The sequence below is a fragment of the Pseudomonas sp. MWU13-2105 genome (genome assembly GCF_023242315.1).
Taxonomy (GTDB): domain Bacteria; phylum Pseudomonadota; class Gammaproteobacteria; order Pseudomonadales; family Pseudomonadaceae; genus Aquipseudomonas.
The window spans coordinates 123,530-148,566 of the sequence record NZ_JALLIY010000005.1 but is presented as its reverse complement, the minus strand read 5'-3'; the positions used below and the strand labels follow the sequence as shown (position 1 = coordinate 148,566).

General features: G+C 62.9%; 24 protein-coding genes. 8 read left to right on the top strand and 16 right to left on the bottom strand.

Annotated elements, in window-relative coordinates; translation table 11 throughout:
• Positions 1 to 57: 57 nt before the first annotated feature.
• The 6 genes from M5B96_RS08800 to gltP all read right to left on the bottom strand — a co-directional run bounded on the left by M5B96_RS08800 (position 58) and on the right by gltP (position 5,085).
• Entirely contained in the window at positions 58 to 435 is a 378-nt protein-coding gene (locus M5B96_RS08800; RefSeq protein ID WP_248796297.1) for a cupin domain-containing protein, read from the bottom strand.
• Between the two features lie 46 nt (positions 436 to 481).
• A complete protein-coding gene (locus tag M5B96_RS08795) occupies positions 482 to 1,315 on the bottom strand; it encodes an AraC family transcriptional regulator (protein ID WP_248796296.1) in 834 nt (277 codons plus the stop codon).
• A 57-nt stretch (positions 1,316 to 1,372) separates the two neighbouring features.
• Positions 1,373 to 1,882 carry a RidA family protein gene (locus M5B96_RS08790; RefSeq protein WP_248796295.1) on the bottom strand — a complete coding sequence of 170 codons (510 nt, stop codon included), beginning with the start codon at positions 1,880 to 1,882 and terminating at the stop codon, positions 1,373 to 1,375.
• Entirely contained in the window at positions 1,872 to 2,780 is a 909-nt protein-coding gene (locus M5B96_RS08785; RefSeq protein WP_248796294.1) for a PhzF family phenazine biosynthesis protein, read from the bottom strand. Before M5B96_RS08785 ends, M5B96_RS08790 begins: the two co-directional genes overlap by 11 nt.
• Positions 2,781 to 2,880: 100 nt before the next feature.
• Positions 2,881 to 3,720, bottom strand: a complete 840-nt coding sequence (locus M5B96_RS08780) for a helix-turn-helix domain-containing protein (RefSeq protein WP_248796293.1) — start codon at positions 3,718 to 3,720, stop codon at positions 2,881 to 2,883.
• 42 nt (positions 3,721 to 3,762) lie between these two features.
• On the bottom strand, positions 3,763 to 5,085 hold the full coding sequence (gene gltP, locus M5B96_RS08775; protein ID WP_248796292.1) for a glutamate/aspartate:proton symporter GltP: 1,323 nt from the start codon (positions 5,083 to 5,085) through the stop codon (positions 3,763 to 3,765).
• A gap of 214 nt (positions 5,086 to 5,299) precedes the next feature.
• Between gltP and selD the strand changes: the two genes are divergently transcribed.
• Entirely contained in the window at positions 5,300 to 6,334 is a 1,035-nt protein-coding gene (gene selD, locus M5B96_RS08770) for a selenide, water dikinase SelD (protein WP_248796291.1), read from the top strand.
• Positions 6,334 to 7,431 carry a tRNA 2-selenouridine(34) synthase MnmH gene (gene mnmH, locus M5B96_RS08765; protein ID WP_248796290.1) on the top strand — a complete coding sequence of 366 codons (1,098 nt, stop codon included), beginning with the start codon at positions 6,334 to 6,336 and terminating at the stop codon, positions 7,429 to 7,431. Before selD ends, mnmH begins: the two co-directional genes overlap by 1 nt.
• 171 nt (positions 7,432 to 7,602) lie before the next feature.
• On the opposite strand, the gene M5B96_RS08760 is transcribed toward mnmH, so the two are convergent.
• Both M5B96_RS08760 and M5B96_RS08755 read right to left on the bottom strand, forming a co-directional pair.
• Positions 7,603 to 8,658 carry a permease gene (locus M5B96_RS08760; RefSeq protein WP_248796289.1) on the bottom strand — a complete coding sequence of 352 codons (1,056 nt, stop codon included), beginning with the start codon at positions 8,656 to 8,658 and terminating at the stop codon, positions 7,603 to 7,605.
• Between the two features lie 235 nt (positions 8,659 to 8,893).
• Positions 8,894 to 9,331 (bottom strand): Lrp/AsnC family transcriptional regulator, encoded by a 438-nt coding sequence (locus tag M5B96_RS08755; RefSeq protein ID WP_248796288.1) that lies wholly within the window; start codon positions 9,329 to 9,331, stop codon positions 8,894 to 8,896.
• Positions 9,332 to 9,476: 145 nt separating this feature from the next.
• Between M5B96_RS08755 and M5B96_RS08750 the strand changes: the two genes are divergently transcribed.
• Positions 9,477 to 10,370, top strand: a complete 894-nt coding sequence (locus tag M5B96_RS08750; protein ID WP_248796287.1) for a DMT family transporter — start codon at positions 9,477 to 9,479, stop codon at positions 10,368 to 10,370.
• Positions 10,371 to 10,560: 190 nt separating this feature from the next.
• On the opposite strand, the gene M5B96_RS08745 is transcribed toward M5B96_RS08750, so the two are convergent.
• On the bottom strand, positions 10,561 to 11,349 hold the full coding sequence (locus M5B96_RS08745) for an SDR family NAD(P)-dependent oxidoreductase (RefSeq protein WP_248796286.1): 789 nt from the start codon (positions 11,347 to 11,349) through the stop codon (positions 10,561 to 10,563).
• 102 nt (positions 11,350 to 11,451) lie between these two features.
• On the opposite strand from M5B96_RS08745, the gene M5B96_RS08740 reads away from it, so the two are divergent.
• On the top strand, positions 11,452 to 12,012 hold the full coding sequence (locus M5B96_RS08740) for a TetR/AcrR family transcriptional regulator (RefSeq protein ID WP_248796285.1): 561 nt from the start codon (positions 11,452 to 11,454) through the stop codon (positions 12,010 to 12,012).
• Between the two features lie 5 nt (positions 12,013 to 12,017).
• On the opposite strand, the gene M5B96_RS08735 is transcribed toward M5B96_RS08740, so the two are convergent.
• The 3 genes from M5B96_RS08735 to M5B96_RS08725 all read right to left on the bottom strand — a co-directional run bounded on the left by M5B96_RS08735 (position 12,018) and on the right by M5B96_RS08725 (position 14,972).
• Positions 12,018 to 12,947, bottom strand: a complete 930-nt coding sequence (locus tag M5B96_RS08735) for an AEC family transporter (RefSeq protein ID WP_248796284.1) — start codon at positions 12,945 to 12,947, stop codon at positions 12,018 to 12,020.
• Positions 12,948 to 13,100: 153 nt separating this feature from the next.
• Positions 13,101 to 14,165, bottom strand: coding sequence for a bifunctional DNA-binding transcriptional regulator/O6-methylguanine-DNA methyltransferase Ada (gene ada, locus M5B96_RS08730; protein WP_248796283.1), 1,065 nt, complete (start codon positions 14,163 to 14,165; stop codon positions 13,101 to 13,103).
• Between the two features lie 105 nt (positions 14,166 to 14,270).
• Positions 14,271 to 14,972 carry a 2OG-Fe(II) oxygenase gene (locus M5B96_RS08725; RefSeq protein ID WP_248796282.1) on the bottom strand — a complete coding sequence of 234 codons (702 nt, stop codon included), beginning with the start codon at positions 14,970 to 14,972 and terminating at the stop codon, positions 14,271 to 14,273.
• Between the two features lie 199 nt (positions 14,973 to 15,171).
• Between M5B96_RS08725 and M5B96_RS08720 the strand changes: the two genes are divergently transcribed.
• Complete coding sequence (locus M5B96_RS08720) at positions 15,172 to 15,771, top strand: flavin reductase family protein (RefSeq protein ID WP_248796281.1); 600 nt, start codon at positions 15,172 to 15,174, stop codon at positions 15,769 to 15,771.
• Position 15,772: 1 nt separating this feature from the next.
• Here the strand turns inward: M5B96_RS08720 and M5B96_RS08715 are convergent, their stop codons facing one another.
• From M5B96_RS08715 to M5B96_RS08700, 4 genes are all read right to left on the bottom strand, one after another.
• On the bottom strand, positions 15,773 to 16,414 hold the full coding sequence (locus M5B96_RS08715; protein ID WP_248796280.1) for a LysE family translocator: 642 nt from the start codon (positions 16,412 to 16,414) through the stop codon (positions 15,773 to 15,775).
• Positions 16,415 to 16,479: 65 nt separating this feature from the next.
• Entirely contained in the window at positions 16,480 to 17,898 is a 1,419-nt protein-coding gene (locus tag M5B96_RS08710) for an efflux transporter outer membrane subunit (protein WP_248796279.1), read from the bottom strand.
• Entirely contained in the window at positions 17,882 to 19,045 is a 1,164-nt protein-coding gene (locus M5B96_RS08705; protein ID WP_248796278.1) for an efflux RND transporter periplasmic adaptor subunit, read from the bottom strand. The genes M5B96_RS08710 and M5B96_RS08705 overlap by 17 nt, the downstream gene beginning before the upstream one ends.
• Positions 19,038 to 22,256, bottom strand: a complete 3,219-nt coding sequence (locus tag M5B96_RS08700; RefSeq protein WP_248796277.1) for an efflux RND transporter permease subunit — start codon at positions 22,254 to 22,256, stop codon at positions 19,038 to 19,040. Before M5B96_RS08700 ends, M5B96_RS08705 begins: the two co-directional genes overlap by 8 nt.
• Positions 22,257 to 22,475: 219 nt before the next feature.
• On the opposite strand from M5B96_RS08700, the gene M5B96_RS08695 reads away from it, so the two are divergent.
• From M5B96_RS08695 to M5B96_RS08685, 3 genes are all read left to right on the top strand, one after another.
• Positions 22,476 to 22,880: a hypothetical protein gene (locus M5B96_RS08695; protein ID WP_248796276.1), complete on the top strand. Its 405-nt coding sequence runs from the start codon at positions 22,476 to 22,478 to the stop codon at positions 22,878 to 22,880.
• 37 nt (positions 22,881 to 22,917) lie between these two features.
• On the top strand, positions 22,918 to 23,328 hold the full coding sequence (locus M5B96_RS08690; protein WP_248796275.1) for a hypothetical protein: 411 nt from the start codon (positions 22,918 to 22,920) through the stop codon (positions 23,326 to 23,328).
• 171 nt (positions 23,329 to 23,499) lie between these two features.
• Positions 23,500 to 25,035, top strand: coding sequence for a tyrosinase family protein (locus M5B96_RS08685; protein WP_248796274.1), 1,536 nt, complete (start codon positions 23,500 to 23,502; stop codon positions 25,033 to 25,035).
• The last annotated feature ends 2 nt before the right edge of the window (positions 25,036 to 25,037 follow it).

Below are 25,037 nucleotides of genomic sequence, written 5' to 3'. Positions count from 1 at the left end.
GTTCCACGAAACAGCGTGGGAGCGGTGTTTGCCCGCGAAAGCTATCTGACAGACGCCTCAGACCCAGACGTCATTACTGGCTGTCATTTCCCCGCCTTCGTCCCCGGTATTGACCACCCCCCGTGGTTCGATCAGCAGCATCCTGACCTCCTTCTCGGCAAACGGCTTGTGCTCGACACCCTTGGGCACCACCAGCATTTCACCCGCCGCCAGATGCACTTGGCGGTCACGAAAGTCGATGCGCAGCACGCCTTCCAGGATGATAAACGTCTCGTCGGTATCGGCATGGGAGTGCCAGACGAAATCGCCTTCGATCTTCACCACCTTGAACTGGTAGTCGTTCATTTCGGCAATGACCCTGGGTTTCCACTTGTCATCGAACAGGGCGAGTTTCTGCGCGAAATTGATGGGGGAAAGGGTTTGCGGGGTATTCATGGGCTGGGCCTCTGAGCGGATGATTGAAACCCAGCCTAGCTGCATTTCAGTGTCGACCGATTGTACGATTGTGCAAGCCCTGCATGTTCAGCCAGCGCCCCGGCGGCAGGCCGAAGGTCTTGCCGAACTGGCGGGTCATATGGCTCTGGTCGGTAAAGCCGGCGATCAATGCCGCCTCGGCCAGTGATCGGCCCTGAACCAGCAATGACCGGACCAGGTCCAGGCGGCGCATGCTCAGGTAGCGATAAGGGCTGGTGCCGAACAGCATTCGGAAGTCCCGTGAGAGATTCCAGCGATCACGCCCGCTGTGTTCGGCCAGCTCATCGAGGGTAACCGTGCGATCCAGGGCGCTGTGAATGTACTCCCGAGCCCGTTCCGCGGCCTGGTAATCGAAGCTGCGCGGCTGGCGTGGCGCGCCACGGAGCGCGTTGAGGGTCTGGGCCAGGTCGAACAGCGCGTCTTCCTCCTCCAGTGGATCGAGGACGTTGTCCATGCCCCGCAGCAGGGCTTCGGTGGCCCGGCGCAGGCGCGGATCGTGACTGATGCCGCCGGGAACAAAGGGCAGGGGCTGCCCGCCCAGTGCCGATTGGATCAAGGCGGGTTGCACGTAGACCATGCGGTACCTGAAGCCGTCCCGCGTCCCGGCCTGGCCATCGTGAACTTCGTCCGGGTGCAGTACCAGGGTGCCGCCGGGCAGGCTATGGCGCTGGCTACCGCGATACTTGAAACTCTGCACGCCGGACAAGGTGCACCCGATGGCGTAGGTGTCGTGGCGATGAGGATCGAAGCCGTGGCCGGAAAAGAACGCTTCAATACGCTCCAGCGGGCTGGATTGTGGCGCCCGCCGGACCCAGTCGGTGATTGCTGTGTGCTGATCCATGTGGCCTGGTGCTCCCTTTACCGTCCGAAGTGAGCGAATGGTAAAGGAAAACGCCGCTTAATCCTTCAATCGAACCACACCTTCTATCTCCACCGCCGCGCCACCTGGCAGGGACTGCACGCCGATGGCCGAGCGTGCATGTCGGCCACGGTCGCCGAAGACCTGGACCAGGACTTCGGAGGCCGCGTTGATCACCTCCGATTGAGCGCCGAAATCCGAGGGTGCCCGTACATAACCGGTGATGCGAACGATCTGCTCGACACGCTCCAGGTCGCCATCGCAGGCCGCCGCGACAATCGACAGGAAGTTTGCCGTGCACAGTCGGGCCGCTTCCCGCGCCTGGTCCAGGGAAATATCCTGGCCGACGATCCCGGTATGGCGAATCTCATGGTTGAAGCGCGGCACCTGGCCCGATACCCACAGCAGGTTGCCGTCACGCACGCTCAACTTGAAGTGTGTCGGGACCACAAAGCTTTGCGGCGCCTCGCGGTAAATCGCCCAAAGCAACGCCTGGTACGGTTGTCGGACCTCGGAGAAAGGCAGCCATTGGCGGATTTCAGCGCTCATGCTGCTCTCCTGTCGGTTGCTGTCCGGCGGCCAACGCGCTGTAGCCGCCGACATAACAACCGATCGGCTGCGCACTGCCCGCGTCCAGGTCCAGGCGCACGTAGATATCGGAGGGTCGACCCATGGCCCGGCCCTGATGCACCAGGATCGGTTGTTCATCGGCCTCGATCATGCCGTACTCCAGCAGGCCGAACGCCAGGGCCGTGGCGGCGATGCCGGTGGCGGCGTCTTCGGGATAGCCCGAGGCCTTGGGGAATTGCCGGCTGTCGAACTGTCGGGCGATGTCCGGACGTGGACAGAACAGGTAGAGCCCGGTGGAGTCGATCTGCTCGCACAAGTCCTTGATGCGCGGCGAGTCGGGATGTGCCGCATCCAGCAGGGCCGGGGTCTTGACCGGGACCAGGGTCTTGACCCGGCTGGTGGCGGCGTTCAGGAACGGCAGGTCGAGTAGGTCGTCCGGCTGCAGGCCGATGGCCTCGATGATCCGGGCCCGGATCTCGGCGTCGTCGACTCGACTGACCACGCCTGCCGGTTGGGAAATCTCGATGAATGCGTCGTCACCCGGATTGCCCCGGATATGCGCGGTCACGGTGCCGCTCTGGGTCTGGATGGACAGTTGCCGGCGGTCGAGCTTGCCCAGTTGTTGCAGCAGCCAGACGGTACCGATGGTGGCGTGGCCGCACATGCTCATTTCATGCAGGGGCACGAAGAAGCGGAAATGGTAGTCGTGGCTGGCCTGATCCAGCGGGGTGAAGGCAAAGCCGCTTTCATGTCCATAGGCGCGGGCGATGGCGGTCATCTGCCCGGCGCTCAAGCCGTCAGCGTCGACGGCGATGGGGGCGGGGTTGCCGCCACCCTGTTTCGATTTGAAGACTTCTACAACCTGTACATCACTCATACCTGACCTCGCGACACGGTGGATGAGGTCGATTCTGGCAATCGGCAGCGACAGGTTCTAGGCGGATCGGGTCGTGCAGGCGAACGTTTGGGCCATGGCCTCAGTGCGGCTTGCGCAGGTCGCTGGGTACCAGGCCCAGGTAGCGCTTGAACAGGCGCGCCAGGTAGGACGGCGAGTCGATGCCCACGGCCAGGCTGACGTCGAGGATCGACAGGGAACTGCTGGAGATCAGTCGCGCGGCGGTTTCGACCCGGGTGCGATTGGTGAAGTCCACCAGGGTTTCATCGCAGCAGGCCTTGAATAGGCGGGTGAGGTGACGTCGCGACAGGTGGAACTGGTAGCCGATCAGGTCGACATTCAGCTCGTCCTGCAGGTGTTCGCGCACGTAGCGCTGGATATCGCGGACCAGCAGGGCGTTACGCTGGCTGTCGCTGTGTTGCGCCGGCGGTTGCTGGCGGGCGATCAGCCGGGCGCACTCTTCGAACAGCAGGTGGTTGAGGTGCGGGACCTGGCGCCGGAAGTCTGCGGCCGAGCATCCCGCCGCGAGCTGGTCGTGCAGGCGCAGGATGCTGTCCAGGGTCTCGCTGCCTTGCCAGACTCCCGCGCGATCAGCCTGTGCGGCAAAGGCCTGGTAGCCGTCGAGCCGGCCCTGGTGGTGGATGTACTGCGAGTCGACGTAGAGCGCCATATGCTTTTCCCGCCCGGGGGCCGCCTGGGTCGAGTGGGCGAAATCCGCCGGCACCAGGGAGAAGGCTTGGCGCGAGACGTGGAGCGTGTGGGTGTGGCTTTCGGTCGCCAGGAACAACCCGCCCTGGCGCGGCAACAGCAGCATATGACAGTCGTGGGCGTGCCAGTCCTGGGCGTAGCCGCTGCTTTCGCTGATCTCGAAGCGGAACACGTCGGGGGACATGCCGCTGAGCTTGGGCGATAAATGCGCCATGGGGCGACCTCCAGCATGCTGATTCAGGTATCAGTCTATCCGTTAACGCGCCGGCACAAGCGTCTGCTCGTCCGGTTGTGGTTGCGACAGCGATTGCCAGTAACGCTCGCCCGCCGTGTCATCGTACAGACCTTCCCAACGTGCCACGACCACCACCGCCAGGGCATTGCCGACGATATTCAGCGCGGTCCTGGCCATATCCATGATGCGGTCGACCCCGGCAATGAACGCCAGGCCTTCGAGGGGGATGCCGACGCTGCCCAAGGTGGCCAGCAGCACCACGAACGACACCCCCGGCACCCCGGCGATGCCCTTGGAGGTCACCATCAGGGTCAGTACCAGGGTGATCTGCTGGCCGAGGGACAGGTCGATCCCGTACAACTGGGCAATGAACACTGCGGCAATGCTCTGGTACAGGGTCGAACCGTCGAGGTTGAAGGAATAGCCGGTGGGCACCACGAAGCGGCTGATCGCCTGTGGCGCGCCGAAGGCTTCCATCTTCTCGATGATCCGTGGCAGCACGGTTTCCGAACTGGCGGTGGAGAAACCAAGGATCAGCTCGGCCTTGAGGATGCGCATCAGCCGGAACACCGAGAAGCCGCAGATCCGCGCCACCAGCCCGAACACCACCACACCGAAAAATGCGATGGCGGCGTACACCAGCGTCACCAGGCGCGCCAGCGGCCACAGCGAGGCGAAGCCGAAGTTGGCCACGGTCACCGAAATCAGCGCGAAGACCCCGAGCGGGGCATAGCGCATGATCATGTGGGTGACCTTGAACATGCTTTGCGAGACGCCCTCCAGCACCCCGACCAGAGGCAGGCGCAGTTCGTCCTTGAGGCTCGACAGACCGAGGCCGAACATCACCGAGAAGAAGATGATCGGCAGCATGTCGCCGCGTACCAGTGCGGCGAAGATGTTCGACGGTACCAGGTTCAGCAGGGTGGTGATGAAGGCGTGGTTGGCCTGAACCTCGCTGGTGGTTTTCTCGTACTGGGAAATATCCGTGGTCCCCAGCAGGCTCATGTCGATGCCGTGGCCAGGCTGGAACAGGTTCGCCAGGACCAGGCCGACGATGATTGCCACGGTGGTGATGATTTCGAAGTAGAGCAGGGTCTTGAAACCGATACGCCCGAGTTTCTTGCCGTCGCCGACCCCGGCGATACCGACGATCAGCGAGGAAATGACGATCGGGATGACGATCATCTTGATCAGGCGGATAAACAGGTCGCCCGCCGGTTGCAGGAATGTGCCGATCCACCAGGCCTTGTCCGCGCTGTAATGGTTGAGGAGCGCGCCGACGGCGATGCCCAGCAGCAGACCGATGACGATCTGCCAGGCGAGGCTCAGTTTTGCCTTGTTCATGGTAGGAGGGTTCCCGTTTTTGTTGGAGGTCGATACAGGGGCCGGGGGGCGGGCAATGGCTCGCCGGTGGGGCAGCTCGATGTTGAGCCGAAAATCCCTGGGCGGGAGCGCCAATCGGGCCGGGCAAGCTCACGATTGGGCCATGTCTGATCCGGGCCCTGAGTCGGTGGCTCTGTTAAACTCGATGGAATTTGAAACGGACTGAGGTGTACCGATGAGCGAACCGATTCGTCTGACCCAGTACAGCCATGGCGCCGGCTGTGGCTGCAAGATTTCACCCCAGGTGCTGGAAGTCATCCTGGCCGGCAGTGGCGCGCAGAACCTCGACCCGAAACTCTGGGTCGGCAATGCCTCGCGCGACGATGCCGCGGTGTATGCCATCGATGAAGAGCGCGGCGTAGTCTCCACCACCGACTTTTTCATGCCGATCGTCGACGATCCCTTCGACTTCGGCCGGATTGCCGCCACCAACGCCATCAGTGATATCTACGCCATGGGCGGCGATCCGATCATGGCCATCGCCATTCTCGGCTGGCCGGTGAACGTGCTGGCCCCGGAAGTCGCCCGTGAAGTCATTCGGGGCGGTCGTGCGGTGTGCGACGCGGCGGGGATCCCCCTCGCCGGCGGCCACTCCATCGACGCCCCCGAGCCGATTTTCGGCCTGGCGGTGACCGGCCTGGTGGAAAAGCGCTATATGAAGCGCAACGACACCGCGACGGCTGACTGCAAGCTGTACCTGACCAAACCCCTGGGGATCGGCGTACTGACCACCGCGGAAAAGAAAGGCAAGTTGCGCAGCGAAGATGTCGGCGTGGCCCGGGACTGGATGTGTACCCTGAACAAGCCCGGCAGTCGTTTCGGCAAGCTGGCGGGGGTTACCGCGATGACCGACGTCACCGGCTTCGGCCTGCTCGGCCATCTGGTGGAAATGGCCGATGGCAGCGGCCTGACCGCGCGTATCGTCTATGAACAGGTACCGCGCCTGCCGACGGTCGAGTATTACCTGGACCAGGGCTGCGTGCCTGGCGGCACGCTGCGCAATTACGACAGCTATGCCAGCAAGGTCGGCCCCCTGCGCGAGTTGCACAAGCGCGTGCTCTGCGACCCGCAGACCAGCGGCGGACTGTTGGTGGCGGTGACCGCCGAAGGCGAGGCCGAGTTCCTTGCCGTGGCCGCCGAACTGGGCCTGACGCTTGCACCCATCGGCCAGTTGGTGGAACGACAGAGCCACGCGGTAGAGGTGTATTGATGTCCCTTGATATCACCGACTACCGCAGTTTGTTTCTCAATGACACACCGATGATGGATACCCGGGCGCCGGTCGAATTCAACAAGGGTTCCTTTCCCGGGGTGGTCAACCTGCCGCTGATGACCGATCTCGAACGGCAGCGCGTGGGGACTTGCTACAAGCAACACGGCCAGCAGGCCGCCATCGTCCTCGGACACCAACTGGTGGGTGGCGAGGTCAAGGCGGCGCGGCTCCAGGCCTGGGCCGACTTCACCCGCGTCCATCCCGACGGCGCGCTGTATTGCTTCCGTGGCGGGTTGCGTTCGCAGATTGTCCAGCAATGGCTCCATGAGGCGGGGATCGACTATCCGCGGGTGGGTGGTGGCTACAAGGCGATGCGCAGTTTTTTGCTGCAGACCGTCGAGCAGGCCGTGGTCCAGGCAGATTTCGTCTTGCTGGGGGGCATGACCGGTACGGGCAAGACCGATGTGATCGTCCAACTGGAAAACAGCCTGGACCTGGAAGGCCACGCCAACCATCGTGGCTCCAGCTTCGGCAAGCGCGCCACCGGCCAGCCGTCGAATATCGACTTTGAAAACCGCCTGGCCGTGGACCTGCTGAAGAAGCAGGAGCGGGGTATCGAGTCCTTCGTGCTGGAAGACGAAAGCCGCATGGTCGGGCGTTGTGCCTTGCCGTTGGCGCTGTACCAGGGGATGCAACGGTTTCCCGTGGTCTGGCTGGAGGACAGCCTGGAAAGTCGGGTCGAGCGCATCTTGCGCGACTATGTGGTCGAGCTCTGCGCGGAGTTTGTCGGTGTGTATGCCGAACAGGGGTTCCAGTTGTTTGCCGAGCGCCTGCTGGGCAGCCTGGACAACATCCACAAACGCCTTGGCGGCGAGCGGCACCAGCGGCTGAAGGCGCTGATGCAGGCCGCGCTGGAAGAGCAGGAACGCAGTGGTGTGGTAGATCTGCACCGGGGCTGGATCGAAGGTTTGCTGAACGAGTATTACGACCCGATGTACGCCTTCCAGCGTGAAAGCAAAGGCGAGCGGATCGAGTTTGCCGGGGAGCGGCTGGCGGTGCTGGAGTATCTCAGGAACCGCCGTAAACGGGACTGACCGGATATTTCATATCAGGTCAACGCGGTCACTGTAGGAGCTGGCTTGCCAGCGATAGCGGTGGTGAAGCTTGCATCACCATCGCCGGCAAGCCCGCTCCTACAGGTTTTGCGGCGTTTATAAGATCTGATGTTCCTGCCTGCGAACGGGCAAGTCAGACCGGGATAGTCTTTACAGGACCAGCATGGCCACCAGGCCGCTGGCCACGCCCACCAGCATTGTCAGCACCGCCACGGTCACCAGCACCTTGGCGTCGAATTCCTTGCGCAGCATCAACAGCGACGGCAGGCTGACGCTCGGCAGGGTCAGCAGCAGCGCCACCGCCGGCGCGGTGCCCAGGCCCAGGGTCATCATGGTCTGCACGATGGGAATCTCGGCCGCCGTCGGAATCACGAACAAAGTCCCGATAATCGCCAGCGGCACCAGCCACAGCAGGCTGTTGCCCATGGCGCCATCGACGTGCGGAAACAGCCAGACCCGTGCCGCGCCCAGCAACAGCACCGCCACGATATAGATCGGGATGGTGGTCCAGAACAGTTGCCACAGGGTCTTGCCCCAACGCGCCATGAAGCTGCGCTGGTCCGGGCTGCTGGCATCGACCACGGCTTCCACTGCCGCCTCCGGCAGGGTTTCCGGGCGAGCCACCCGTTGCGCCACCAGCGAAACCCCCAGCACCAGCACCAGGCCCGCCACCAGCCGGATCGCGGTGAAGCCCCAGCCCAGGACGAAGCCCATGAACACCAGGGTGGCCGGGTTGAGCACCGGGTTGGCGATCCAGAACGCCAGCGCCGCGCCCACCGAGACGTTCTGTCGACGCATCCCGGCGGCTACCGGCGCCGCGCAGCAGGAGCACATCATGCCGGGCAGGGCGAACAGGCCGCCGCGCAGGGTCGAACCGAAACCGGCGCGGCCGAACAGGCGCAACAACCAGTCGCGGGGAACCAGCACTTGCAGCAACGAGCCGAGAATCACCGCCAGTACCGCGGCTTTCCAGATCGCCAGGAAGTACACCTGGGCGTAGGCCAGCGCGGCGGCGACCGGAGAGGCCGGGTTGTCGTTGATGATCGAGGCACCGATGCTGTGGCTGTCGGCGGCGACGAAGGCCTTGGCGTAGTAGGGCGACCATTTGACGTAGTACAGGCCAATGGCGGCGACGGCGAGAAACAGCAATGGTTTCCACCAGAGCGACCAGCCTCTGGCGGGGACGGCTTGGGTAAGAGTGGGCATGGGAGGGTATCCGGTGGACTAAGGGGTGATGGATGAATGATAACCCAGCCGCGGGCCTTCGCCAGCCGTTGGGCCCCACGTGTCTTGAAGGTTTCGGCCTATCGGAATGTGGGCGATTTCTTATAGCCTGCCGCTCCTGTACCGTCGCCGACTCGCGGGCGCGGGGCGACCTGCCTGGCGGTGCCTTTCCAGCTGTCTGGGCGTGCTTTTCCGTGACGGTGTCGAACCGGTGATTTCAAGTCATCGGCGGTAAGCGGCGCTTGATCGGGGTCTTCTTGACGATGGCGGTATTGGTTTCGGCGTGGAGGTTGAGCCGATCCAGGAGCGTGTCGAGTTGCTCCATGTCGCGCACATGCAGGCGGGCGATAAAACAATCGTCACCGGTCACCTTGTCACATTCGGTGAACTGGGGAATCGCCTGGATCTGCCGCTCCACTTCCTGCAACTGGCCGGGCAGGGGGCGAATGCGCACGATGGCCTGCAACAGGTAGCCGAACGATTTGGGCTCCACATCGACGGTGTAGCCCTTGATCACGCCACGCTCTTCCAGCCGGCGCAAGCGTTCCGCGACGCTGGGGGAGGACAGGCCGCTGACTTGCGCCAGGGCCTTGAGCGAGCTGCGCGAGTCACTCATCAGGGCGCTGATCAACAAGTGGTCGATTTCGTCAGTCATGGCTGCCTCGTTAGGTAAATCATTAAAGTTACCTTGATAAGAAAGGTGAAATAAGATTCTAGCCTATTTATGGCGCTGGTGAGGCGGGCAGTAGGCTTGGCATACTTTTGTCATCTGCCCAGGGCCCAATCAAAGGAACTCACTTATGAAGACATCACTGCATCGCGGCTCGCTGGAAATGGTCGCGGCCATGTTGATCTCGGGGACCATCGGCTGGTTCGTGCTGGTGTCCGGCCAGCCGGTGCTGGACGTGGTGTTCTGGCGCTGCCTGTTCGGTGCCCTGACCTTGCTGCTGATCTGTGCCGTCATGGGCTTTTTGCGCCCGGGGATCCTGACCCGTACCACCTTTCTTTTGGCGGTGCTCAGTGGCGTGGCGATCGTCGGTAACTGGGTGTTGCTGTTCGCTTCCTATTCCCGGGCGTCGATTGCCATCGGCACGGCGGTCTACAACGTCCAGCCATTCATGCTGGTGGGCCTGGCGGCGCTGTTTCTCGGCGAGAAGATCACCGCGTGGAAACTGTTCTGGCTGGGCCTGGCCTTTGTCGGGATGCTGGCGATCATCAGTGCCCACGGGCAGCCGGGAGAGAGCGGTGGCGAATATCTGCTGGGCATCGGGTTGGCGTTGGGAGCGGCGCTGTTGTATGCCATCGCGGCACTGATCATCAAGCGCCTGACGGGCACGCCGCCGCACCTGATTGCCCTGGTCCAGGTCTGCACCGGGGTCTTGCTGCTGGCGCCCTGGGCGCATATTTCGGCGTTCCCGCAACAGCCGAGTGCCTGGGGCAGCCTGCTGACCCTGGGGATGGTTCATACCGGGGTGATGTATGTACTGTTGTATGGCGCGATCCAGAAACTGCCGACGGCCATGACCGGGGCGCTGTCCTTTATCTACCCGATTGCGGCGATCTTCGTCGACTGGTTCGCCTTCGGCCACCAGTTGGTGCTGGTGCAGTGGGTTGGTGTGATTGCCATTCTGCTGGCGGCGGCGGGGATGCAACAGGGCTGGACACTGGGCTTCAAACGGGTGCTTGTGCGCTGAGGTTGCAGCAGTTCACCAGGCCCAGGTTCGACACCGCACTGTAGGAGCCGGCTTGCTGGCGATGACGTCAGCGAGAGCGGTGCAAGGCTTGCGGGCCTTATCGCCCGCAAGCGGGTTCCTACAATGAGCGTGTTGGCCACAGTGACGGGGTCTGGGTCGAAACGCTATCTATTGCGCAGAGACATTGGCCTCAGGCGCCATTGCGATAACGCGCCGCCGGCAGCACCTGCATGTAGTTCGGCAGCATCGCCAGGCGCGCGGCCTCCAGGGCTTGCCACTGGCCTTCGTCGGGCAGCGGCGGAATGGTCACGGTTTCGCGGCGATCAAAGCCCACCAGCGCCGCGTCCACCAGGTCATCGACTTCCATGACCGCCGGCAGATCCTCGATCCGCTTGCCCGCGCGTTCCCAGATTTCGGTACGGGTGGCGGCCGGCAGGACGGCCTGCACATACAAGCCCTTGGCCCCGAGCTCGATATTCAGCCCTTGGCTGAAGAACAGTACGAAGGCCTTGGTCGCCCCATAGACCGTCATCTGCAGTTCCGGCGCCAGGCCCACCACCGAGGCGACGTTGATGATCGACCCCGCGCCTGCCTGGACCAGGCGTGGCGTGATTGCACTGGTCAGGCGGGCGAGGGCGGTGATGTTGAGGTTGATAAGCTGGCTCGCCACATCGGGCGTCTGTTCCAGGAAAGTCCCGGCTCCGGCCATACCGGCGTTATTGATCAGGATGCCGATAGTCGCATCGTCGCGAACCCGCGACTCGATACGGGCCAGATCGCCTGCGTCGGTCAGGTCGGCCTGGACCACATCCACCGAAACGCCGGTTTCCTGTCGCAGCCGTTCGGCCAGTGTGTCCATGCGGGCCTTGTCCCGAGCCACCAGCACCAGGGCGTGACCGCGCTTGGCGAAGCGGTCGGCGTAAACAGCGCCGATACCGGTGGAAGCGCCTGTAATCAGAACGGCGGGTTTGACTGTCATGACGGTAATCCTCAGCGGGTTGATTTATTCATGACCGTTGTCATGTTTAGAAAATATGATGGCTATCATGTATACTGTCAAGCCTATTAGTGGAGGTTTCCAATGAAGGTCAGTCGCGAGCAGGTGGCAGAGAACCGGCGCAATATCCTCGAAGCCGCCAGTCGGCTGTTTCGGGCCAAGGGCTATGAGGCGGTCACCGTGTCGGAGGTGATGAAGGCGGCCGGGTTGACCCATGGCGGTTTCTACGGGTATTTCGCCTCGAAGGACGATCTGGTAGCCCAGTCCCTGGCCCACGTGTTCTCGACGTCGGTACCGGCGGGGGCCGATGTGGCCGGTTATGTCACGCAGTATCTGAGTGCCGCGCACCTGCAGGATTGTGCCGGTGGCTGTCCGATGGCCGGGCTGGCCTCGGAAACCAGCCGCCAGTCCGCCGAGGCGCGGGCGCAGATGACTGCGAGCATTCGTCGTCAGCTCGAGAGCTTGAGCCAGGCCCTGCCTGGTGCGACGGCCGCGGAAAAACGCCGCGCCGCTACTGGCAGCTGGGCCGCGATGGTCGGCGCCATGGTGTTGGCGCGGGTTTGTGATGATCCGCGGTTGGCCGATGAGATGCTCAGCGACACGCGTGACTGGCTACTGGCGCAGGATGTGAAATCGGCGAACTGAACCGCTCAGTTGCCGATCACGTACAGGCAGATTGACAGCGTTACCAGCGAACCCAGCGTGGAAATCAGGATGGTGCTCGACACCACCGAGGCCTCGCGCTTGTAGTACTCGGCCAGCATAAAGGGCCCGGTGCCGGTGGGCAGTGCGCTCAGGAGCAGCGCCGAATTGGCCCACAGTGGCGGCAGATGAAACACCTTGAAGGCCAGGAACCAGGTCAGCAGCGGGTGGCCGACCAGCTTGATCAGTACCAGCATCGTCGCGCCCTGGCGTGGGCCTTGTTGTTTGTGAGCGAGGAACAGCCCGAGGGAAATCAGTGCGCAAGGGATGGTGGCGGCGCCCAGCAGGCTGAGAAACTTCTCGAAGGGGGCCGGCAACGGTGCGCCGCCCCAGGCCCAGAGCGCGCCGAGCAAAGGTGAGAGCACCAGCGGATTTTTCGCCAGCGCCAGCAGTACCTTGAAGACGATCCGATGTACCTGGCGCTCGCTTTGCAAACCGATCTCGATGCACACCAGGGCCAGTCCGAACAGCACGCAGACCACCAGCAAGGAGGCGATCAGCGCCGGCTCCAGACCATTCTGGCCGAGCACCATCACGCACAGCGGAATCCCGATATAGCCGGTGTTGGCGTAGGACGCGCTGAGGGCATCGATGCTTGCGTCGGCGAAATGCCTGGCCTTGCGCCAGCGCAGCAACAAGGTCAGGACGAACATCGCCAGGGTACTGAGGGTAAACGCCAGGACAAACCCCGGGTGCCAGATCTGTTCCCAGGTCGCCGTGGCCGTGGCCTTGAACAGTAGCGCCGGCAGGCACAGCCAGACCACCATGCGGTTGATCTCGGAGGCCGCGTTGGGCCCCAGGCGGTTGCTCCGTCGGCAGAGGAAACCGATCAGGATCAGGGCAAAGATGGGCAACAGGACGCTGAGTACGGAGGACATTATTGAAGCCGGAGCCTTGCTGGTACGCGGGTGGGGAAGGGTAAAGGCGGAGATTGTTAGCTTGCAATCTTTATTCTTGGGGGCGCGAGTCGCTCCCGTGCGTTGCCGGGGGGAGGCGGCGTTGGGGCGCCGCCTCCCCTGTGGGGGGGCAACCTATTGCGCTTCCCGATCCAGCAACTGGCGCTTGCGCTCGACTCCCCAGCGATAGCCGGACAGGGCGCCGTCGCTGCGTACCACCCGATGACAGGGAATCGCCACGGCGAGGCTGTTGGCGCCGCAGGCCTGGGCCACGGCACGGAAGGATTTCGGCGCACCGATCATCTGGGCGATATCGGCATAACTTGCGGTACTGCCCACTGGAATATTGCGCAGTGCCTGCCAGACCCGTTCCTGAAAAGCTGTACCGCGCAGGTCCAGCGGCAGGTCCAGGCCGATGGCCGGGGCTTCGATAAAGCCCACCACCTTGGCGATCAGTTGCTCGAAGGCTGAGTCGCCGCCGATGAAATGCGCTTGTGGGAATTTATCCTGCAGGTCCTTGGCCAGCATATCCGGATCATCACCGAGGAGGATCGCGCAGACCCCGCGATCACTCTGCGCCACCAGGATCGCGCCGAGCGAGCACTGGCCGATGGCGAAGCGAATATCAGTGTTGGCACCGCCGGCGCGATAGTCGCTGGGTTTCATGCCGAGCACGCCATTGGACGCTTCGTAGAACCGGCTACTGGCGTTGAAGCCGGCTTCATACAAGGCCTCGGTGACCGAGCCGCCCCGGGCCAGCTGTGCCCGCAGTTTGCCAGCGCGGTGGGCGCTGGCGTAAGCCTTGGGCGTGAGACCGGTGACCGCCTTGAAGACCCGATGGAAGTGAAAAGGGCTCAGGCCCAGTTGTTCGGCCAGGGGATTGAGTGTGGGCGGGGTGTCGGACGATTCAATGAGTTGGCAGGCCCGGGTCACCAGGGTCACGTGTTGCTCGTTGATCGACGTCTGGTCGGCGGCGGCACGCCGGCTTGGCCGGTAGCCGGCAGCTTCGGCCTGCTCGGGGGTATCGAAGAACTCGACATTTTCCGGATTGGGCCGACGCGCGCCACTGCTCGGGCGGCAATATACGCCGGTGGTCCTGACGCCATAGACGAAGTCCCCGTCGGCGCTTGCGTCCCGCGCCACTACCGCTTGCCAGCGCGGATCCTTTTCCACGGTTTTTCCTTGGGACGAGGTATTCATGGTGTTCTCCTATCGGAAGATTCAGTTCTCGCTCAGCTTAGGGGCGCTGCGAGACAGGAAAACTCCGTGTCTTGCGGTTGAATTCTACCGACTGTGAGTGGGATGTCAGGTGGCGTCATGAAAGATGATGCCCAGGGTATGCCGCTGGCCTGCATTCACACGGCTGACGCCATGGCGCATGTTCACGCGATAGAACCCCCGCGTGCCGTGAACCGGGCGCTGGGACACGGCAAAGATCACCGCGTCGCCCTGTTTCAGCGGGACCACCTGGGGGCGGCTCTGCATGCGCGGGCGTTGCTCGGTGAGGACGAACTCGCCACCGCTGAAGTCTTCTCCCGGCTGCGACAGCAGGATGGCCACTTGCAATGGAAACACCTGTTCGCCGTAGAGGTCCTGGTGCAGGCAGTTGTAGTCGCCGGCCGCATATTGCAGCAGCAACGGGGTGGGGCGTTGCTGGCCGGCTTCATGACAACGCTGGAGCAGGGCCTGGTGGGTCGAGGGGAAGGAGACGGTGATCTGCATCTGCTTGTGCCAGTCGTTGGCAATCGCCGCCAGGGCTGGATAAAGCTCGGTGCGAAGCTGCTGGACCAGTGTCGGCAGCGGGTAGGCGAAGTATTGGTACTCACCCTGGCCGAAGCCGTGGCGGGCCATGATGACCCGCGAGCGAAAAGGTTCTTTGCGTGGGTACAGCGCGGCCAGTTCCAGGCATTCTTCCGGGCTGAGCAGATTGGGTAACAGGGCATTGCCTTGCTGGTCCAGGTCTTGGCGGATCGCCAGCCAGTCCAGCGATTGAATTCGGGTGTGCATGAGGTTGCCTCGAGGCCTATCCGGTAAGGCGTGCAGTCTGGAAAGTCCGCCGGGCGCGAACACTCCGACTCTTGCGGTTGAATTGTCCGGGCCGCGACTGACACGCAACGATGCAGCTTCTTTGGCCGATGGGGGCTGTGTTTACCGGGCGTGCTCACCTAGGATGTTCCTTCTGTATTTTTGTCAGGAAACATCGTTTATGTCCGCCGAACACCGTCTCGCCGTACCCTTGTCCAAAGCCTATCGCCTGCTCAATCACGGCCCTACGGTGCTGGTCAGTGCTGCCCACGACGGTCAGCGCAATATCATGGCGGCCGCCTGGGCCATGCCGCTGGATTTCGAACCGCCGAAGGTCGCGGTGGTGATCGACAAATCCACTTGGACGCGGCGTCTGCTGGAAGCCTCGGGGACTTTTGTGATCAACGTGCCTTGCGTGGCCCAGGCCGATGTTGTGCAAACCGTTGGCAGCACTTCCGGCCTTGAGCTGAGCCAGAGTCATAATCGCGATAAGTTCGATGCCTACGGCCTGGAAACCTTCAAGGGCGAGAAAGTCGATGCACCGATGCTGGAGGGCTGCGTTGCCTGGCTGGAGTGCCGCTTGCTGCCGGAGCCGCGCAACCATGAGCAGTACGACCTGTTCCTGGCCGAAGTCATTTCAGCCCAGGCTGATTCGCGGGTGTTCAGTGAGGGTCGCTGGCATTTTGAGGGGCACGATGAGCTGCGTACCTTGCACCACGTCGCCGGCGGGCATTTCCTGAAAATCGGCGACGCGGTGGATGGCGAGATTATGCGGCCCTGACTCAGCGATTCGCCAACAGATGAGCGCCGAACAGCAGGTAACAAGTTCCGGCAAAGCGGTCGAGGCCTTTGCGGCAGCGACTGTAGAAGGCTGACATCCGCGTACTGGCAAATACCAGGGCGACACTGGAATACCAGCAGACCGACAGGCTGGCCATGATCGCGACGGCCATGGCCAGCAGTGGGGCAGGCGGGGAGCTGGGCATGGTCGCGGCAAAGATGGTCGCGACAAACAGCGCGGCCTTGGGGTTGGTCATATTGCTTAGCAAACCGCGACTATAGGCCGAAAGCAGGCTGCGTTGCGCTTTGTCGAGCGCGGGCTGCTGGTCGGTGCTGGCGGGATGCTTGCGTAGGAACAGCTTGACGCCGAGGTAGATCAGGTAAGCGCCACCGGCGATTTTCAGCGCCAGGTACAGCGATGGCGCGGCGGTAAACAGCGACTTGATCCCCAGCCCGCCGGCCAGGCCCCAGAGGATGGTACCCGTGGCAACACCCAATGCGCAGACCAGACCGTGCTTGCGCGAGTTACTGGCGGCGAGTTGGGCGGTGATGAAGAAATTTTGCCCTGGAGTGACCACGGCAACGACCCAGAGCAGGGCGAGGGAGATCAGGGGGCCTGCGTATAAGAGGTGTTGGTTTTCCATGAAAGCTGCCCTGTGGGAGCGAAAAGGGAGTAGCAGCGAGAACGTTCCCACAGGATACATCAGTGTCAGCCCTGAGTGCTCCAACCGCCACCCAACGCTGTCATCAGGCCGATGCTGGCCTGCAACTGGCGGGTCTGCAGCGCCTGCAATTGCCGTTGCGCCTGCAATGCCGCAGTCTGCGCCGTCACCACGTCCAGGTAGTTCACCGCCCCGGCCTGGTAGCTGTTCATCGCCAGGGTCTGGGTATTCTGCGCCGCATCCAGTGCTGCCTGCTCATCCTGGGCCTCGTGCTGCAAGTCGCGCAGTTGCGCGAGGTTGTCCTCGACTTCGCGCACGGCGCGCAAGACCTGGCTGCGGTAGTGGGCCGAAGCCTCGTCGAACTCTGCCTTGGCCTGGTGCTCCTGGGCACTGAGGCGGCCGCCGTCGAAAATCGGCAGGTTGACCAGCGGCCCCAATGCCCAATAACGATTGCCCGTCGCCAGCAGGCTGCCGCTGCCCTGGGTCTGGCCGCCGAGCAGGCCGGTCAGGCTGAAGTCCGGGTACCAGGCGGCCTTGGCCACGCCGATCGCGGCATTGGCGGCAAACACCCGCCGTTCCGCCGCGGCGATATCCGGGCGGCGTTGCAGCAAGCTGCTGGGCAGGGCACCGGGCACCTTGGGAATTGTCAGGAGCGCCTGGGTCGGCGGCAACTGGAAGTCACTGGCCGGTTCGCCCACCAGTTCGGCAATCGCATGTTCGGCCAGGTTGCGTTGGCCGCGCACTTCGTCCAGTTGCGCCTGGGCCTCGGCCAATTGGCTCTGGGCGCGGGTCAGGTCGAGTTCCGAGGCGATCTGGCCCTGGTAGCGATCACGGGTCAGTTGCAGGGCCTGGGTATAGTCATCCAGGGAACTGCTGAGAATCCGGCTCTGGGCGTCCAGGCCATTGAGCTGGATATACAGGGTCGCCAGCTGCTGTTGCAGGCTCAGGCGCGCCACCGCCAGGTCGTCGCCGGAGGCCTGGGCCTGGGCATCGCCGGCGGCCACCTGGTTGCGGATCCGGCCCCACAGGTCAAGGTCGAAGTTCAGCGCAAAGCCTGCGGTGTTGCTGTTGTACACCGCCGGCTGGGTGCTGCCGCGCAACGGCCGATTGTCCGATTGGCGCTGGCGCAGGGGTTGTGCGCTGGCGCTGATCTGCGGAAACAGCCCGGCGTGCAACTGGCTCGCGTAGGCCTGCGCGCCGTCGTAGTGCGCCAGGGCGGCGGCCAGGTCCGGGTTGGCCTTGAGCAGGCGCTGCTGCAACTCGTTGAGGTGCGAGTCCTGGAACAGCGACCACCATTGCTCTGCCAGCTTGTCGTCCGGTTGTGCCAGGTGCCACGGGCCGTCGCTGGTCTGCTCGCGATAGTGCTCGGGCAAGTCGAGTTGCGGCGGCTTGTAGGTCGGCGCCAGGGAGCAGCCCTGCAAGGTCGCGATCAAGAGCCAGGCGCTGCGCTTAAGCCTTGGGGACATGTTGGCCTCCGGCGTCGGCGAGTTTCACCGGGTCGCCTTCGCGCAGGGCGTCCGGCGGGTTGTCGATCACGGTGTCGGCGGGCTTCAGGCCCTGGTCGATAACCAGGCGCTCACCCAGGTCCAGGCCGATATGGATATCGCGCAGGTGTACATGGGACTGGGCGTCCAGCACGGCCACCTGGGTCCCCTGGGCGCGGAAGATCAAGGCGCTGGCGGGAATGCTGACGCCGTGGGTGTCCGCCGGGATCGGCAGCGTGGCCTCGGCATAGTCGCCCGGCAGCAGGACGTTGTCCGGGTTCTCGGCGACGAACTGGGCGAGCAGGGTGCCGGAGCGCGAGTCGATCGCGGTGGAGTTGCCCAGCAGTTTCGCGTTGAACTGCTGGCCCGGATGCTCCGGCACCGTCAGTTTCACCTCGAGACCGGGCCGGATCACGCTGGCGTAGTTTTGCGGGATCGGCACGTAGAGCCGCAGTTGATGGGTGTCGGCGATGTCGAACAGCTCCGGATCGCTGTCGTTGTCGGCCTTGATCAACTGGCCGATATCGGTGTTGCGGGCGGTGATGGTGCCGGCGAAGGGCGCGCGGATGGTCTTGTACGCTTCCAGCGCCGACAGCCGTGCGTAGTCGGCGGCCGCGGCTTCGACATTGGCCTTGGCCGCGGCGGCGTTGGAGCTCTTTTCATCGGCCTCCTGGCGCGACACCGAATGGGTCTCCACCAGGTTCTGCCAACGGGTGGCGGTGGTCGCGGCCAGGCGCGCATTGGCCTGCTCCTGCACCAGGTGGGCATGGGCCTGGGCGACCTGCTGGTCGAGGTCCGGGCTGTCGATTTCGGCGAGTATCTGGCCGGCCTGGACCTGGCTGCCGATATCGGTTTTCCAGTTTTTCAGGTAACCGCTGACCCGTGCATGGATCGGCGCCTTGCTCCAGGCTTCCAGGTGGGCCGGCAGGCGCAGGGTGTCGCCGGCGGCGTTTTGCGCCGGCTGGAAGACGCTGACCATGGGAATGGCGGCGGTTTCGGTCCAGGCGGTCACGGACTTTTCATGGCGGGTTCGCGCGGCAATCCCGTTGGCGACCAGCAAGGCGGCCAGGGTCATCCCGCCGACGCCCAGGTAAAGCAGGCGTTTGCCCGAGGGTTTGCGATCAGTCATGGGTGTTTTCTCCAGCTACGGCGCGAATAGGTTGGCGGCCATGCACCAGGCTGAACACCACGGGGACGAACAGCAGGGTGGCAGTGGTCGCCAGGATCAGACCGCCGATCACGGCGCGTCCGAGGGGGGCGTTCTGTTCTTCGGAAAGGGCCAGCGGCAACATGCCGATGATCATCGCCAGGGCGGTCATGCAGACCGGGCGGAAGCGGGTGTAGCCGGCCTCCAGGGCGGCTTTGAGGGCATCACCGTGTTCGGCCAGGCGCTCGCGGCAGAAACTCACCACCAGGATCGAGTTGGCGGTGGCCACGCCCATGCACAGGATGGCCCCGGTCAGGGCCGGTACCGACAGCGAGGTGCCGCTCAGGAACAGCATCCAGACGATCCCGGCCAGGGCGGCGGGCAGGGCGGTGATGATCACGAACGGATCGACCCAGGACTGGAAGTTGACCACGATCAGCAGGTAGATCAGCACCACCGCGCCGAGCAGGCCGAAGCTCAGGCCGCCGAAGGCTTCATGCAGGGCGTCGATCTGCCCGTGCAGGCTGACAATCGCGCCCTTGGGGCGCAAGGCCGAGGCATCGTCGAGGATCTTCTGGATGTCATGGGCTACCGCGCCGAGGTCGCGGCCTTGCACGCTGGCGTAGATGTCCAGGGTCGGCTGGATGTTGTAGTGGGTGACCACCGCCGGGCTCTGCACCCGATTGATGGTCGCCAGGCCGCCGAGGATCTGCGACTGGCCGTTGCTACCGGTGACCGGCAACGCTTCCAGTGACGGCAGGCTATCCAGGCGGTATTGCGGGGTGGCCGCGACCACGCCATAGGACACGCCGTTGGCCGGGTTGAGCCAGAAGGTCGGCGCCACCTGGGAACTGCCCGCCAGGGAGGCGACCATGCTGTTGGTGACGTCACGCTCGGTGATGCCCAGGCCCTTGGCGCGCATGCGGTCGACCTTCACTTCCAGCGACGGGTAGCCGACCGATTGCTGGATCCGCAGGTCGGCGATCCCCGGTACGTGTTGCAGGCGTCGTTGCAGTTCGAGGGCGAAGGTGCGGTTTTCCTCGGCGTTGCGTCCGGAGATTTTCACGTCCAGTGGCGCCGGTGCGCCGAAGTTGAGGATCTGGCTGCTGATATCCGCCGGGAGGAAGGCGAAATGGCTGCCGGGGAAGCTTTCCGGCAAGGCCGTACGGAGCTTTTTCACGTAGTCGGCGGTGGGCTGGTGATCGGCCTTGAGGGTGACCTGGATATCGCCGTCCTGTGGGCCTATGGTGCCGCTGCTGCTATAGGCCATGTCGATACCGCTCAATGGAATACCGATGTTGTCGACGATATTGTCCAGCTCCTCGGCGGGAATCACCTCGCGGATCCGCGCTTCTATGCGGTCGAAGGTGGCGGCGCTTTCCTCGATTCGCGTGCCCAATGGCAGGCGTACGTGCAGGGCCAGGGCGCCGGCGTCGGTGGCCGGGAAGAAGTCTTCGCCCAGGCTCGGCAGCAGGCTGAAGGACGCCAGCACACAGGCGAGGAAACCCAGCAGGAAGCGCTTGCGGCAACCCAGCGCGAGCTGCAGCAGGCCATGGTAGACATCGCGTACCGTGGAGAAGCCGCGCTCGAAGCCCTGCTGGAAATTCAGCACGCCTTGCAGCAGGCGATTGCGTGGCTTGCGGTGCTGTTCGCCTTCGTGATGGTTGATGAATTCATCTTCCGGATGATGACCGCTGCCACCTTCGACCACATGGGGCTTGAGCAGGAACATCGCCAGGGTTGGCACCAGGGTCCGCGAGAGGATGAAGGAGCTGGCCATGGCGAAGATCACCGCCAGGGCCATCGGCCGGAACAGGAAGCCGGCGATGCCCTGGAGCATGAACATCGGCACGAACACGATGCAGATACACAGCAGCGAGACGAAGGCCGGGCCGACGATCTGTTTCGCGCCGTCGAGGATCGCGTCGTTGACCGCCTTGCCCTGTTCCAGGTGCCAGTTGATGTTTTCGATGGTCACCGTCGCATCGTCCACCAGGATCCCCACCGCCAGCGCCAGCCCGCCGAGGGTCATGACGTTGAGGGTCTGGCCGGTGGCGGCCAGCAGGGCGATGGCCGAGAGCACTGCCAGGGGAATCGAGGCGGCGATGATCAGGGTCGAGCGCCAGCTGCCGAGGAACAGCAGGATCATCGCACTGGTCAGCAGGGCGGCGATGATGCCTTCGCGGGCCACGCTGCCCACCGACTGCTTGACGAACACCGAGGCGTCACCCAGCAACGAAGTCTTGAGCTCCGGCGGCAGGGTCTCATTGATCAGCGGCAGCATGTTACGGATGCCGTCGACGATCGACAGGGTGGAGATATTGCCGTTCTTCATCGCCGGCATCAGCACGGCGCGGCGGCCGTCGACCCGCACGATGTTGGTCTGCGGCGGCGAGCCGTCACGCACGTGGGCGACCTGGCCGATGGTGATCAGGGCTCCGTCGACGGTCTTGATCGGCAGGTCGTTGAGTTCTTCGATGACTTTCGGGCTGTTGTTCAACAGTACCGTGTATTCGTAGGGGCCGAGTTTGGCGGTGCCCACTGGAATGATCTGGTTCTGCGCGGCCAGGGCGTTGCCCACATCCTGTGCCGAGAGGCCCTTGGCGGCCAGCGCCTGGGGATCGAGGTCGAGGGTGATCTGGCGTTGCTTGCCGCCCATCGGTGTCGGAATCGCCAGGCCCGGTACGGCGGTCAGCGGCAGGCGGATATTGTTCTGCACCAGGTCGCGGATCTTCGCTTCCGACAGCGTCGGGCTAGAAAACGCCATCTGCAGGATCGGCACCGTCGAGGCGCTGTAGTTGAGGATCAGCGGCGGAGTGATCCCCGGCGGCATTTGCTTGAGTACGGTCTGCGAGACCGCGGTCACCTGGGCGTTTGCGGTGCGGATGTCCACTCCCGGTTGAAAGAAGATCTTGACGATGCCCATGCCCGGCAGCGATTGCGACTCGATATGTTCGATGTCGTTGACCGTGGTGCTCAGGGAGCGCTCGTAGGTGTAGATCACCCGGCCGGCCATGTCCTCGGGGGACAAGCCGTTGTATTGCCAGACCACCGCGACCACCGGGATACCGATGTCGGGAAACACGTCGGTGGGGGTACGCAGGGCCGCCAGCGGCCCGATGATGCAGATGAATATCGCCAACACGATAAACGTGTAGGGCTTGAGCAGTGCGGTCTTTACCAGCCCGAGCATGCCTGAACCTCCGGGGAGTGGAATTGCAAACACCGGCAGTCTTGCGTCTGGAACTTAACGTTTGGCTTTCACCAACATGAAGGATCTTTTAGATAAGGACTGAAATTCCCTTCATGTGTGTTCATTTGTACAAACGCCTCTGGTTCGCCACTCTTGCTCTCGATTAGACGGGTTTTCCGTCCAGCGATATAGCACTTGAATATGAGAGGAATTCATTCAATGACACTTAAGCCGCTGATGCTGATTTCGACCCTTGGACTGGTTTGCCTGCTGTCTGCCTGCGCGGCGCCGGTGCCCAAGGCTGATCCGAGCGAAGCCTGGATCGGTCTGGGCCAGGGCTCGAGCGACGACCTGCTGGCAGAGCGTGTGGATGGCAAACGCGTCGACGACGGCCGCTACTTTGAAGTGGCGCCGGGCAAGCACGATCTGAAAGTGCTGCTGGTCCAGGGCGCCAATGGTAATACCGAGCAGCCCGAGTGTACCGGCCAGGTGGAATACGACCAGTTCAAGGCCGGCAAGCGCTATCACCTGGTGGAATCGGGAGCCGGTGTCAATGTCGGGGCTGAACTGGTGAACGACCATGGCGTGACCGTGGCCCAGTCCAGGAAGTTTTCCTGCATTTGATAGCCGACAGATTTTTTCATCTTTGAGGTAGAACACCATGACATTCAAACCCCTGATGCTGCTGCCAACCCTGGGCCTGGCCTTTCTGTTGTCCGCGTGTGCCGGTCCCATGCCAAAGGCTGATCCGAGCGAGGCCTGGATCGGTCTGCAGGATGAAGCGCCGAACGACATGCTTGCCGAGAAGGTCGATGGCAAGAAAATCGACGACGGCCGTTTCTTCGAAGTGCCACCTGGCGCCCACAAGCTGGACGTGATGCTGGTGGAAATGCCGTGGGGCGATGGCAACCAGCAGGACTGCTCGGGAGAAGTCAGTTATAACCAGTTCAAGGCCGGTGAGCACTACAAGTTGGTGGAATCGAGCCTGGGCCAGGAAGTCAACGCCCGCCTGATGGATTCCCATGGCAAGCAAGTCGCCGAAACGGGCGACTTCCAGTGCATGCCGGGCTAAGCCCGACACGCTCTGCCCCTTGTTGAAAGGAGGGGATGTGCCAGGAAAACAGAGACCGTCTGTCTATTGGGGAGACGGTCTCAAGGCAAATTGATATCACCTGATCTACTGTTGCCTTCGGGCCCGCAAGTCCCCGGCCCGATGGACTATCAGTTATCAGGGAGATCGAACATGGCACATGTACGTCTTGATATAGAGAAGTTGGGGGAGCACTGGAGCGAGACTCTGCTGTGGTATGCACGCGGGGTCGCCGAGTTGAAGAAACGCCCGATTGCAGATCCCACCAGTTGGCGGTATCTGGCAGCGATCCACGGTTTCGACAAGGATCTATGGATTGACGCGGGCTATCTGACGGAAGACGAAGCATTGCCGTCGGAGAAGGAACAGTCGGTTTATTGGGGGCAATGCCAGCACTCGACCTGGTTTTTCCTACCCTGGCATCGGGGTTATACCGCCGCAGTCGAGCAGATTCTACGCTCGGCGATTGTCGGGCTCGGTGGACCAAAGGAATGGGCGTTTCCCTACTGGAATTACAATGAGAGTACTCAGAGCCTGAAAGTTCCGGCGTGCTTCAGTGCCCGGACACTGCCCGACGGCACGCCGAACCCACTGTTTGTCGAGCGCCGCTTCGGTACCGAACTCAATCCCGTGGATATTGCCTTGAAGGCCTTGATCGACCCTGTATTCGAAGGTCGATACGATGGTGTGCCCGCAGGCTTCGGTGGGTCCGAGCCGAAGTCCGCGCACGATCATCCCGGGGCCGGAGGATTGGAGAAACAGCCTCACAACGTGGTGCATAACATTGTCGGCGGTTCAGAAGGGGTTGATCCGAAGATCTATGGCTTGATGGGGGACTCCGATACGGCGGCCCTCGACCCGATCTTCTGGGCTCATCATGCCAACATCGACCGTTTGTGGGAGGTTTGGCGCAAGCGAAATCCCGACCATCAGAATCCAGACCTGCCTTCCTGGTACAACGGCCCGGTGATACCCGGATTGGTGTTTATCATGCCGACCGTGGAGGGTACTCCCTGGACGTTCAAGGCTGGCGATATGGTCGACACGCTGGCCCCCAGGCTCGACTATATCTATGAGGATACTTCGGACCCTATATCCAGCGTCGAGCCTGTCAGACAGCGCCTGTTGCGCCTCGGGATCGCCGCGAAGGGGCTGAGCGTCGAACACACGAGGTTGCTGGCGATGAGAGAACCTGACGCGGCCGAACTGATCGGGGCTAGCCAGACATCCGTCGATTTGAGCCGTGGCAGCGTCGAAACGCCGGTTCAACTGGATAAGCTCGCCTCGAGCAAAGTGTTCACCAGTCTGAAGGTCGCCGGGCTATCCGCAGATCCCCAGCTCCCTGATCGCGTGTTTCTCAATATGGAAAACATTCGCGGTAAAAGTGATTCGGCGGTGTTTCATGTCTATATCAATCTGCCCGATGGCGTTGATCCGGCCAGTTATCCGCAATTGCTGGCAGGCACGCTCGCGCTGTTCGGTGTGCGCAAGGCCAGTAAACCGGATGGCGATCATGGCGGTAACGGCGTTGGTCAGGTGCTGGAAATCACCCACATCATCGACGCGCTGCACTTGGAAGGGGTACAGGACCTGTCTCAGTTGAAGGTTCGTTTTATCCCCGTGTCGACCGTTGTACCGGCCGATCAGTTCACGATCGGTCGGGTGAGCATCTACCGTCTGGGCAGCTAGGG